The organism is Promicromonospora sp. NPDC060204, from assembly GCF_042728455.1.
Classification (GTDB): Bacteria; Actinomycetota; Actinomycetes; order Actinomycetales; family Cellulomonadaceae; genus Promicromonospora.
Window position 1 is genome coordinate 1 of the sequence record NZ_JBHWZO010000221.1, and the last position, 10,878, is coordinate 10,878.

The 10,878-nt window shown below is 71.6% G+C and carries 11 protein-coding genes and 1 riboswitch; of the genes, 5 read left to right on the forward strand and 6 right to left on the reverse strand.

The genetic code is table 11. The features are described 5' to 3' along the window. Nucleotides 1-89 precede the first annotated feature (89 nt). Nucleotides 90-971 carry a bifunctional methylenetetrahydrofolate dehydrogenase/methenyltetrahydrofolate cyclohydrolase gene (locus ACFWEJ_RS22410; protein WP_377231398.1) on the reverse strand — a complete coding sequence of 294 codons (882 nt, stop codon included), beginning with the start codon at nucleotides 969-971 and terminating at the stop codon, nucleotides 90-92. A 4-nt stretch (nucleotides 972-975) separates the two neighbouring features. Next, nucleotides 976-2,256 (reverse strand): serine hydroxymethyltransferase, encoded by a 1,281-nt coding sequence (gene glyA, locus ACFWEJ_RS22415; RefSeq protein WP_377231399.1) that lies wholly within the window; start codon nucleotides 2,254-2,256, stop codon nucleotides 976-978. 98 nt (nucleotides 2,257-2,354) lie between these two features. After that, a riboswitch (ZMP/ZTP riboswitch) is annotated at nucleotides 2,355-2,441 on the reverse strand. Between the two features lie 165 nt (nucleotides 2,442-2,606). Between glyA and ACFWEJ_RS22420 the strand changes: the two genes are divergently transcribed. From ACFWEJ_RS22420 to ACFWEJ_RS22430, 3 genes are all read left to right on the forward strand, one after another. Next, a complete protein-coding gene (locus tag ACFWEJ_RS22420) occupies nucleotides 2,607-3,437 on the forward strand; it encodes a hypothetical protein (RefSeq protein ID WP_377231400.1) in 831 nt (276 codons plus the stop codon). 75 nt (nucleotides 3,438-3,512) lie between these two features. Then, nucleotides 3,513-4,901 (forward strand): NAD(P)/FAD-dependent oxidoreductase, encoded by a 1,389-nt coding sequence (locus ACFWEJ_RS22425; protein WP_377231401.1) that lies wholly within the window; start codon nucleotides 3,513-3,515, stop codon nucleotides 4,899-4,901. A 38-nt stretch (nucleotides 4,902-4,939) separates the two neighbouring features. After that, entirely contained in the window at nucleotides 4,940-5,332 is a 393-nt protein-coding gene (locus ACFWEJ_RS22430; protein ID WP_377231402.1) for a PPOX class F420-dependent oxidoreductase, read from the forward strand. A gap of 1 nt (nucleotide 5,333) precedes the next feature. Here the strand turns inward: ACFWEJ_RS22430 and ACFWEJ_RS22435 are convergent, their stop codons facing one another. Then, nucleotides 5,334-5,843, reverse strand: coding sequence for a GNAT family N-acetyltransferase (locus tag ACFWEJ_RS22435; protein ID WP_285103188.1), 510 nt, complete (start codon nucleotides 5,841-5,843; stop codon nucleotides 5,334-5,336). Nucleotides 5,844-5,932: 89 nt separating this feature from the next. Here ACFWEJ_RS22435 and ACFWEJ_RS22440 point away from each other — a divergent pair, with 89 nt between their 5' ends. Together ACFWEJ_RS22440 and purU are read left to right on the forward strand one after the other, a co-directional pair. Then, nucleotides 5,933-6,532 (forward strand): GNAT family N-acetyltransferase, encoded by a 600-nt coding sequence (locus ACFWEJ_RS22440; protein WP_377231403.1) that lies wholly within the window; start codon nucleotides 5,933-5,935, stop codon nucleotides 6,530-6,532. Between the two features lie 9 nt (nucleotides 6,533-6,541). Next, nucleotides 6,542-7,402 carry a formyltetrahydrofolate deformylase gene (gene purU / locus ACFWEJ_RS22445; protein WP_377231404.1) on the forward strand — a complete coding sequence of 287 codons (861 nt, stop codon included), beginning with the start codon at nucleotides 6,542-6,544 and terminating at the stop codon, nucleotides 7,400-7,402. A gap of 171 nt (nucleotides 7,403-7,573) precedes the next feature. Here the strand turns inward: purU and ACFWEJ_RS22450 are convergent, their stop codons facing one another. From ACFWEJ_RS22450 to ACFWEJ_RS22460, 3 genes are read right to left on the reverse strand one after another with little or no spacing between them, the layout of a single operon-like run. Beyond that, entirely contained in the window at nucleotides 7,574-8,458 is an 885-nt protein-coding gene (locus ACFWEJ_RS22450; RefSeq protein ID WP_377231405.1) for a carbohydrate ABC transporter permease, read from the reverse strand. Next, on the reverse strand, nucleotides 8,458-9,333 hold the full coding sequence (locus tag ACFWEJ_RS22455; protein WP_377231406.1) for a carbohydrate ABC transporter permease: 876 nt from the start codon (nucleotides 9,331-9,333) through the stop codon (nucleotides 8,458-8,460). The genes ACFWEJ_RS22450 and ACFWEJ_RS22455 overlap by 1 nt, the downstream gene beginning before the upstream one ends. A gap of 4 nt (nucleotides 9,334-9,337) precedes the next feature. Then, nucleotides 9,338-10,687 carry an extracellular solute-binding protein gene (locus ACFWEJ_RS22460; protein WP_377231407.1) on the reverse strand — a complete coding sequence of 450 codons (1,350 nt, stop codon included), beginning with the start codon at nucleotides 10,685-10,687 and terminating at the stop codon, nucleotides 9,338-9,340. Nucleotides 10,688-10,878 lie beyond the last annotated feature (191 nt).

Genomic DNA, 10,878 nt, shown 5'->3' on the forward strand with positions numbered 1-10,878 from the left:
GCCCCCCGTCGCCTTCGCCGCCCTCACGGGGCTCCCCCCCCCACTACTCCTACATTCGACGGCAGATCGGCAGATCGGCAGATCAGGCGTCAGGCCAGCGAGCGCTCCGCCGACTCGACCACGTTCGCCAGCAGCATCGCCCGCGTCATGGGGCCGACGCCGCCGGGGTTGGGCGACACCCAGCCCGCGATCTCGGCGGCCTCGGGCGAGACGTCGCCGACGACCCGCGACTTGCCCGTCTCCGGGTTGATCTCGCGGGAGACACCGACGTCGATGAGCACGGCGCCCGGCTTGACCATGTCGCCGGACACGATGCCCTTGACGCCCGCGGCGGCCACGACGACGTCGGCTCGCCGCACCAGGGCGGCGAGGTCCTGCGTGCCGGTGTGCGTCAGGGTGACCGTCGCGTTGACGGCGCGCCGCGTGAGCAGCAGGCCGATCGGGCGGCCCACGGTGACGCCGCGGCCCAGGACCACGATCTCCTTGCCGGCGAGCTTGATGCCGTGCCGCTCCATCAGCTCGATGATGCCGTGTGGCGTGCAGGGCAGCGAGGACGTGACGTCCTCGTTGACCCGCAGCACCAGGCGCCCCAGGTTGGTGGGGTGCAGGCCGTCGGCGTCCTTGTCGGGGTCGACGAGCTCCAGCACGCGGTTGGTGTCGATGCCCTTGGGCAGCGGGAGCTGGACGATGTACCCGGTGCAGGCCGGGTCCTCGTTCAGCCGCCGAACCGCGGCCTCGATCTCCTCCTGTGTCGCGGTCTCCGGGAGGTCCTCCCGGATCGACGCGATGCCGACCTCGGCGCAGTCGCGGTGCTTGCCCGCGACGTACCACTGCGAGCCGGGGTCCTCGCCGACCAGCAGCGTGCCGAGCCCCGGCACGACGCCGCGCTCGCGCAGCGCCGTGACGCGGTCCTTGAGCTCCGCCTTGATGGCGGCCGCCGTGGCCTTCCCGTCCAGGATCTGTGCGGTCATCGGCTCAGAGCCCCGGGTAGAGCGGGAACGCGGCGGTGAGCTTCTCGACCCGCGCGGACAGGGCGTCGACGTCGGTCGCGGCGCCGTCCTTCAGGGCCGTCGCGATGATGTCGGCGACCTCGGTGAACTCGGCGTCGCCGAACCCGCGGGTGGCCAGCGCCGGCGTGCCGATCCGCAGGCCCGAGGTGACGCGCGGGGGGCGCGGGTCGAACGGGACGGCGTTGCGGTTCACGGTGATCCCGGCGTCGTGCAGGAGGTCCTCGGCCTGCTGGCCGTCGAGCTGCGAGTTGCGCAGGTCCACGAGCACCAGGTGCACGTCGGTGCCGCCGGTCAGCACGGACGCGCCGGCCGCGGCGACGTCGGGCTGCGAGAGGCGCTCGGCGATGATCGACGCGCCGCGGAGCGTGCGCTCCTGGCGGTCCTTGAAGGACTCGGTCGCGGCGACCTTGAACGAGACGGCCTTGGCGGCGATCACGTGCATGAGCGGGCCGCCCTGCTGACCCGGGAACACCGCGGAGTCGATCTTCTTGGCGTACTCCTGCTTGGACAGGATGAAGCCGGAGCGCGGCCCGCCGATCGTCTTGTGCACGGTCGAGGAGACGACGTCGGCGTGCGGCACCGGCGACGGGTGCAGCCCCGCGGCCACGAGGCCGGCGAAGTGCGCCATGTCGACCCAGAGCTTGGCGCCGACCTCGTCCGCGACCTCGCGGAACGCGGCGAAGTCGAGGTGACGCGGGTAGGCCGACCAGCCGGCGATGATGACGTCGGGGCGGTGCTCCAGCGCCTTCTTGCGCACCTCGTCCATCTCGATGCGGTAGGACTGCGGGTCCACGCCGTAGGCGCCGACGTCGTACAGCTTGCCGCTGAAGTTGATCTTCATGCCGTGCGTGAGGTGGCCGCCGTGGGCCAGCTCGAGGCCGAGGATCTTGTCGCCCGCGTTGATCAGGGCGTGCAGCACCGCGGCGTTGGCCTGGGCGCCGGAGTGCGGCTGGACGTTGGCGTGCTCGGCGCCGAACAGGTCCTTGGCGCGGGCGATCGCCAGGTTCTCGGCGATGTCCACCTGCTCGCAGCCGCCGTAGTAGCGACGGCCCGGGTAGCCCTCGGCGTACTTGTTGGTCAGGACCGAGCCCTGGGCCTCCAGGACGGCGCGCGGCACGAAGTTCTCGGACGCGATCATCTCGAGCGTGTCACGCTGGCGGGCCAGCTCTCCGTCCAGGACGGCGGCGATCTCGGGGTCGAGCTCGGCGAGCGGGGTGGCGAGCGGGTCGGGGGTCGATGCGCTCATGGCTCCTCGATTCATGCGGGACGGGGAATGGTCGGACGGCGGTGGAGGGCACACGCGCCGTGACACGACTGGCCCGGGCGTGCACCTCTCACAAGGTGACCCAGGGCCCAGGCGAACGACCCGTCGTCGGCATGACTCGTCGCTCCCCGGTGGTGATCCACCTGACGCCAGTCGCGACCCGAAGATCGTAGCAGCGGCGGCCGGAGCCCGTACCGTGCGGCCACCACACGCCCGCCACCCGCCCGCCGCGCGCCCGCGTCGCACCCGGCCGCAGGCCAGGAACCGCAGGATTGCAGCGAAAGTACCTGAGACCCTTTTGCGATTCACCCCGACGTCGCTACTGTGCCGCCATGCCCTCCCCCGTGTCACCGGACGCAGGCGTTCCGGAGCACCAGCCAGACCCGCGCCGCAGCTCCGGCCAGTTCGAACCGGTCCAGCGTTCCAGTCAGTTCCAGCCCGTCCAGCGTTCCGGCCAGTTCCAGCCGCGGACCGGCCAGTTCCCGGTCCCGTCCGGTGCGACGCCGCTGCCGCCGGGCCGGACCCAGCCGCCCGGCCCGGACCTGCCGTCCGGCGGGACCGGCGAGGCCGACGGCAAGGGCGGCCGGCGCAAGGGCGGCGGGCGGCGGGACTGGATCTGGTCCGCCGTAGCCTTCCTCGTCGCCGTCGGCGTGATCATCGCCGTGGGCATCCACTTCTTCGGGCCCGACGGCACGGACGACGTCGCCGCCGCATGGGCGGTCGACGCGTGCGCCGGACCGAACCCGTCGCCCTCTGGCACGGACGGGGCCGACGCCTACCGCCCCCTGCCGTGCGACGACGCCGACGCCACGGTCTCGATCCTCGAGATCCAGGACGCCGTGTCGCTGGCGCAGCTGCACTGCCCGGCCGGCACCGACGTCGTCTTCCAGAAGGACGGCCAGGCCGGCGGCGAGACCCAGGCGGTGTGCGCACGCAACCTGGCCGACGACCACCCCGGCGACCCGGGCAAGGGCGGCGGACAGCTCGTGAGCGGCGACTGCGTGGACGGCGACGGCGGCGAGCTCGCCTGCTCGTCGGACGGCGCGCGCAAGGTCACGGCCCTCATCGTCAGCGGGATGGAGTGCCCCGAGGGCACCCAGGACAAGCTCGAGCTCGGGTACGACGCGACCCGCAGCTTCGAGACGGTCTGCCTCGCCGGCTGACCTCTCACCTGCGGCGTCATCCAGCGCTCACCCAGCCGAAACCAGCATTCATCGGGCATTGGCTAGATTTGCGACATGGGGCACCGGCGGCAGACCGTCTTCGAGCGTAACGTTCCGGCCAGGTCTGTCGTCGACCATGCCCTGGCCAGGACGCGGCAAGCGGTGTTCTGGCAGGACGACCTGGGCGAGCCCGTCGTCTACCCCACGCTGTCGGCCCCGGTGCGGGCCGACGTCGCCGTGGTCGGGGCCGGGTACGCCGGGCTGTGGGCGGCGCTGCGGGCCAGGCAGCGGCACCCCGGGGCGCGCGTGGTGCTGATCGAGGGCAGGTCTGTCGGCTGGGCCGCGTCCGGCCGCGACGGCGGGTTCTGCGGGACGCGGCTCACGTACGGCGGCCGGCCCGACGCCGACGAGCGCGCCGCGCTGACCCGGCTCGGCCAGGAGCACCTGGCGGCCGTCGGCTCCGCCGTGGCCGGTCTCGGCCTGGACTGCCCGTGGGAGCGCACCGGCGTGGTCGACCTGGCCGTGGAGCTCCACCACATCGACCGGCTGCAGGAGGCCGCGAGCGCCGCCGCCCGGGTCGGCGCACCGCACACCTTCCTCGACCGGGCCAAGGTGCGTGCCGAGATCGCCAGCCCCACCTACGAGGCCGGCCTGGTCCGCCCCGACGACGTCGTGCTGACGCACCCCGCACGGCTGGCCGCCGGGCTGGCGCAGGCGGCGAGCGCGCTCGGCGTCGAGATCTTCGAGCAGACGCGGGTCACCCGGCTGGTACCGCCGGGGCGGGGCGGGGGCGGCGACGTCGTCCTGCGCACCACCTCGCCCGCGGGCGAGGCCGCCGTGCGCGCGGACCGCGTGGTGCTCGGGACGGGCGCGTTCCCGTCCCTGCTGCGTCGCTACCGCCGGCACACCGTGCCGGTGTACGGGTACGCGATCGCGACGGAGCCGCTGTCCGCCGAGCTGCTGGGTGCCATCGGCTGGCGCGGCCGGCAGGGGCTGCGGGACCTGGCCCGCCGGGCCCACCGCTACCGGCTCACGGCCGACGACCGGATCGTGTTCGGCGGGCACGACGCCGTCTACCACCCCGGCGGGCACCTGCGCCGCGCCTACGAGAACCGGCCCGAGGCCTCCCGGCGCCTCGCCGAGCATCTCCTGACGACGTTCCCCCAGCTCGAGGGCGTCCGCCTGACGCACCGGTGGGGCGGCGCGGCCGGCACCGCCAACGGGCCCGGCCCGTTCCTCGGCCAGGCCGCCGGCGGCCGCGTGCAGCACGTGGCGGGGCTCGCCGGGCTCGGCGTCGTCGCGACGCACTTCGCGGCGGAGCTCGCACTGGACCGCTTCGACGTGCTCGACGGCGGGGCGGGGACCGAGCGCACCGCGCTCCGCACGCTGCGGCAGGTCCCGGCCCCGCACCCGCCGGAGCCGCTGCGGTCGCCGGGCGCACTTGGCCTGGGCCTCGATACCTGATTGGCTGCGGCGAACGCCCGACGTCGAAGGAGCACGAAGTGACCAAGCCCCCGGTCCCGGAGCACATCGCGAAGGTCCTCGAACGCCCGAACCACGCGGTCATGGCGACCGTCCGGCCCGACGGCGCGCCCGTGTCGGTGGCCACCTGGTACCTGTACGAGGACGGCCGGGTGCTGCTGAACCTCGACGGCACGCGCAAGCGCCTGGACCACCTGCGCGCGGACCCGCGGGTCTCGCTCACGGTGCTCGACGGCGAGAGCTGGTACCGGCACGTGAGCATCCAGGGCACCGTGACGATCACGCCCGACGAGGGCCTGGCCGGCATCGACCGGCTCTCCGTGCACTACGGCGGCAAGCCCTACCCGAACCGCGAGAACCCCAGGTTCGACGCGTGGATGGACATCGAGTCCTTCCACGCGTGGGGCTTCTGAGCTACTTCTCCTGCGGTACCGGCTGCGCGCCCGCGGCGCCCAGCACCCGGCGCAGGTAGGTGTAGGTGAGGTCGCCCGCGGCCTTGTCGTACTGCTCCTCGTACCCGTGCTTCGTGTACAGCGCGAGGTTCTGCTTGGAGTCCTTGCCGGTGAAGACCCAGATCTCCGTGGTCTGCTCCGGCAGGTACGGGAGCACGGCGAACAGCATCTCGGTGCCGATGCCGCGCGCCTGCTTGTCCGGGGCCACGGCGAGCCGGCCGAGGGTCGCCTTCTCGCCCTCGATCTCGACGCGCACCGAGCCGATCATCCGGTGACCCTCCCACGCGCCGATCGTCACCACGTCGTCCCGCGCCAGGTCTTCCCGCAGCTCGGCGAGGGTCTGGGTCAGCGGGGGGATGTTCGGGTCGTCGTACAGCTGGGCCTCGGTGACGAACGCGGCGCGGCGCAGCGTGAGGAGCTCGCCCGCATGGTCGTCCTCGACCAGGGCGATCGTCGTGGTGGAGTTGCTCATGGGTCCATCGTGTCAGAGGTGACACGCCCGAGTCGACGGCGACCACGGTCCGGGCGGGCGTGTCGGTGACCCCGCGTAGGTTCGGGGTCATGGAGCGCATCGAGGTACGGCCCGCCGTCGGGCGGTACGACGACTTCTACGAGGTGGTGGGCGTCAAGAAGCCTGGCGGCAAGGGCTGCTGGTGCATGGCCTACCGGGACAGCCGGGTGGCGCAGGAGGACCGCCCCGGCTACATGCGCGACCAGTGCGCCACCGAGCCCGGCCCGGGCGTCCTGGTGTACGTGGACGACGTCGTCGCGGGCTGGTGCTCGGTCGCGCCCCGGTCCACCTACCGGCGGCTGATGAACACCCGCACCATCCCCTTCGTCGACGACCGCGACGCCTGGGTGGCGGTGCGCTTCGTGGTCCGGGCCGGGTACCGGAAGCGGGGCCTCATGCACCACCTGCTGGCCGGGGCCGTCGAGCACGCCCGGGCCCACGGCGCCGAAGTGGTCGAGGGCTACCCGGTCGACGCCGGCGCGGAGCGGGTCGACGTGATCAGCGGGTACGTCGGCACGGTGCGCCTGTTCGAGGCGGCGGGCTTCGAACGGGCGGCCGAGACGGGCGGCGTGAGCGGCGGCCGACGGCGCTGGGTGATGCGCCGCGAGCTCTCGCGGGACGGCACCCCGCCGGTCGCCGTGCCGGGTTAGCCTGACCGCGTGAACGACGCGACCGCTGCCACCCACTGGATCCTGACCCTGTCCTGCCCGGACCAGCCGGGAATCGTGCACGCGGTGGCCGGCATGCTCGCGGAGCACGGTGGCAACATCACGGAGTCGCAGCAGTTCGGCGACCCGGCGTCGGGCCTCTTCTTCATGCGCGTGCAGGTCGAGTCGACGGCGTCGCGCGAGGAGCTCACCGCCGCGATGACGCAGGTGGCGGGCCGGTTCCAGATGACGTGGACGCTCGACGTCGTGGGCCGGCGCATCCGCACCCTCGTCATGGTCTCCAAGGCCGCGCACTGCCTGGTGGACCTGCTCTACCGGGAGCGGTCGCAGCGCATGCCGATCGACGTGGTCGGCGTGGTGGGCAACCACCGCGACCTGGAGGACATCGCCGCGTTCTACGGCAAGCCCTTCCACCACGTGCCCGTCACCAAGGACACCAAGGCCGAGGCGGAGGCGACGCTCCGCGGCCTGGTGAAGGAGACCGACGCCGAGCTCGTGGTGCTGGCCCGGTACATGCAGATCCTGTCCGACGAGCTGTGCCGCGACCTCAGCGGTCAGGTCATCAACATCCACCACTCGTTCCTGCCGTCGTTCAAGGGCGCGGGGCCGTACCGGCAGGCGCACGACCGCGGCGTCAAGATCATCGGCGCCACGTCGCACTACGTGACCGGCGACCTCGACGAGGGCCCGATCATCGAGCAGGACGTCGAGCGCGTCGACCACTCCCGCACGGTCGAGGACCTGGTGGGCATCGGCGAGGACGTCGAGCGCCGCACCCTGGCCCGCGCCGTCCGCTGGCACGCGGAGCGCCGCGTGCTGCTGGACGGCCGCCGCACGGTCGTCTTCCGCTGACGAGCGCGGGCGCCGTCGCGGCCACTGCCGCTGGCGCGGGGCTCATGGATCCACTGAACGTAGAGTTGGTCGCTTCATGAGCGCCTATTAAGCGACCAACTCTACGTTCGACACCCCGGCCTGACGGCGGGAGCCGGCCCGGCGTCAGCCAGCCGGGTCAGCCGGCCGGCGTCAGCCCTTGACCGCGCCCGCCAGGGCGAAGGCCGAGCCCGAGATGCGGGTGACCAGCACGTACAGCCCGAGCACCGGCGCGGCGTAGAGCAGCGAGTACGCGGCGAGCTGCCCGTAGGCGACCGACCCGTACTGCCCGAAGAACGCGAAGATGCTCACGGCCGCCGGCTGCTTCTCCGGGGAGAGCAGCAGCACGAACGGGACGAAGAAGTTCCCCCATGCCTGCACGAACACGAAGATGAACACCACCGCGATGCCCGGCCGCATGAGCGGCAGCACCACGCGCCGCAGGGCCTGCATCGCGGAGGCGCCCTCGGTCCACGCCGCCTCCTCCAGCGAGATCGGCACCGAGTCCATGAAGTTCTTGGTCATCCAGATCGCCATGGGCAGCGAGGTCGCCGCCATGAAGAAGATGGTTCCCGGCAGCGAGTCGAGCAGGTTGAGCTGCACGAACAGCGCGTACACGGGGACCATGATCGCCGTGATCGGCAGGCAGGTGCCGAAGAGCACCGAGTACAGGAAGTACTTGCCGAACCGCATGCGGTACCGCGACAGCGGGTAGGCCGCGAGCACCGCGACCACCACCGTGATGGCGCCCGACCCCGCGGACAGCACGAACGCGTTCCACAGCGGCAGCCACGTGAGCTCCGGCGTCATGATCGCCGCGAAGTTCGCGGTGGTCACGGCGTCGGGCAGCCCGAAGGAGAGCGTGGCCTGCGCGTCGAACGACGCGACGACCACCCACGCCATCGGGAGCACGAAGCACAGGGCGATCACCAGCAGCACCACGTTGGCGGCCACCTTGGTCGCCGTGGCGCGGGGCGCGGCCAGCGAGCCGGCCCCGCTCCGGGCGGGCGCGGCGGTCCTCGTCATCGTGTCCGTCATCAGTCCACCTCCGGTCGGAGCGCGCGGATGTAGATCACGGAGAAGATCCCGCCCACGATGATCATCACGGTCGCGATGGCTGTGCCGTAGCCGACCTGCGCGAACTTGAACGCCTCCTGGTAGGCCAGGATCGGCAGGGTCGAGCTGTCCGTGCCGGGTCCGCCGCCGGTCATCACGTAGATGAGCGTGAACACCGACAGCGTCTGCAGCGTGGTCAGCATCAGGTTGGTCGAGATGCTCCGCCGGATGACCGGGATCGTCACGAAGGCGAGCCGCTGCATCCCGTTGGCACCGTCGAGCTGGGCGGCCTCGGTGAGCTCGGGCGGTACCTCCGCGAGCGCAGCCGAGTAGACCATCATCGAGAAGGCCGTGCCACGCCAGATGTTCGCGAGGATCACCGCGAGCATCGGGGTCGAGTAGAGCCAGTCCGGCCCCGTGATCCCGATGCCGCCGAGCAGCGTGTTGAGCGTGCCCTCGGAGTGGAAGAACGCGTACGCGGCGAACGCGGCCACGATCTCGGGCAGCACCCACGCGGCCACGACGATGGTCGAGGCGATCGAGCGCACCGGCTTGACCGCGGAGCGGAGCAGGCCGGCCAGAGCGATGCCCATGATGTTCTGCCCCACCACGGCGGACAGGAACACGAACACGACGGTGAGCCACAGCGACTTGGGGAAGTCGGGGTCGCCGATCAGCGCCACGTAGTTGTCGAACCCGATCCACTCCGGGTTCAGGGCGCTGGGCCCGGTGAGCGCGGTGTTGGTGAACGAGCCGTAGAACGACCAGATCACGGGGCCGAGCATGAAGAGCGCGAGCAGGACGACGGCGGGCGCGAGCGGAACCACCCGCGCCACGCCGCGGGACGAGACGGCCATCAGGTCAGCCCTGGACCGTGTTCTCTTCGCCGACGATGCCCGTCACCGCTTCGTCGTACGCGGCGGCCGCCTCCTCCGGTGTCTGCTGGCCGGTCATCACGGCCTCCATCGCGACCATGATCTCGTTGGAGACCTTCGGGTAGTCCGACGTCGCGGGCCGGAAGTTGGTCACGTCGACGAGGCCGGTGAAGAACTCGGTGGTCGGGTTGGTCGCGGTGTACTCCGGGTCCTCGGCGACGTCGGTCCGCACCGCGATCTGGCTGTTCGCGACGTCGAACCAGAGGGAGTTCTCGCGGTTCAGCGCCATCGAGATGAACTCGAACGCGGCGTCCGGGTTCTTGGAGCCGGAGCCCATCGCGAGGGTCCAGCCGCCCGACATGCTCACGGCACCCGGGTCGGAGCCGTCCTGGGTGGGCATCGGGGCGGTGCCCATCTTCTCGGACCACTCGGGCCACGGCGCGACGCCGGACTCGAGCCAGTTGCCCGCCACCCAGGAGCCGTCGAGCGCGATGCCGACCTTGCCCTCGGGCAGCCACTCGGCCTGCACGGTGTTGCCGATGTTGGTGTCGAGCGCCTGCTGCGGCGTGGGCGCGAGCCCCTCGCCGAACACGGTGGTGATGAAGTCGAGGCTGTCGACGAAGCCCTGCGAGCCCAGCACCCACTTGCCGTCCTCGTAGAGGGTGTCGCCGGTGCCGTACAGCAGCATCTCGAAGCCCTGCATCACCGCGGCCTCACCCTGGGGCTTGCCGGAGTACATGTTGAACGGGACCACGTCGGGGTCGGACTCCTTGATGGCCCGGGCCGCCTCCAGCAGCTCGTCCCACGACTTCGGCGCCCAGTCCTCGGGCAGGCCCGCCTTGGCGAGCACGTCCTTGTTGAACCACAGGCCGCGCGTGTCGGTGCCCATGGAGACGCCGTAGGTCTTGCCGTCGTCGCCCGCGCCGGCCTCCTTGGCGCTGTCGACGAACTGCTCCCACTCGTCCCACTCGGCCAGGTAGTCGTCGAGCGGCGCGAGGTATCCGGCCTCGACGTCGGACTTGATCATGTACGTGTCCTCGTACATGACGTCCGGCGCGGTGCTGGGCGACCGGTTCATCAGGGCGAGCTTGGTGAAGTAGTCGTTCTGCTGCGCCTCGATGGGCACCAGCTCGACGGTGATGTCGGGGTTGGCCTTCTCGTAGTCGGCCTTGACGTCCTTGAACAGCTCGTCGGCCTGCGTGAAGTTGCCGAACTTCTGGTACGCGATCTTGATCGTGGAGGCGTCGGAGCCGCCTCCGCCGGAGCCGCAGGCACCGAGCGAGAGGGCGAGTGCCGCCGCGGTGACGGGTGCGATGAGGAATCGTGCCGTGCGCATGAAGCTCCCTTGCGTCGTGCGAACCCGGCAACGCCGCCGGGCCAACTGACGCACACGATTCACCCCTGGCGGGCCCGAGTCAAGGTTCACCGCGGAACAGTTGTCAGCGCTGTCACCCCCGGCTGCCCTGGGGAGACAGCTGAGCGGGTACTCAGCAGGCGGGCGGCTGCCGTAACTCCGCGAGTTACGGT

Coding starts and splice junctions, on each gene's coding strand:
- ACFWEJ_RS22455 (WP_377231406.1), bottom strand. CDS start 9,333: ATGGCCGTCTCGTCCCGCGGCGTGGCGCGGGTGGTTCCGCTCGCGCCC.
- ACFWEJ_RS22440 (WP_377231403.1), top strand. CDS start 5,933: ATGGAGCGCATCGAGGTACGGCCCGCCGTCGGGCGGTACGACGACTTC.
- ACFWEJ_RS22420 (WP_377231400.1), top strand. CDS start 2,607: ATGCCCTCCCCCGTGTCACCGGACGCAGGCGTTCCGGAGCACCAGCCA.
- ACFWEJ_RS22460 (WP_377231407.1), bottom strand. CDS start 10,687: ATGCGCACGGCACGATTCCTCATCGCACCCGTCACCGCGGCGGCACTC.
- glyA (WP_377231399.1), bottom strand. CDS start 2,256: ATGAGCGCATCGACCCCCGACCCGCTCGCCACCCCGCTCGCCGAGCTC.
- ACFWEJ_RS22425 (WP_377231401.1), top strand. CDS start 3,513: ATGGGGCACCGGCGGCAGACCGTCTTCGAGCGTAACGTTCCGGCCAGG.
- ACFWEJ_RS22435 (WP_285103188.1), bottom strand. CDS start 5,843: ATGAGCAACTCCACCACGACGATCGCCCTGGTCGAGGACGACCATGCG.
- ACFWEJ_RS22450 (WP_377231405.1), bottom strand. CDS start 8,458: ATGACGGACACGATGACGAGGACCGCCGCGCCCGCCCGGAGCGGGGCC.
- ACFWEJ_RS22410 (WP_377231398.1), bottom strand. CDS start 971: ATGACCGCACAGATCCTGGACGGGAAGGCCACGGCGGCCGCCATCAAG.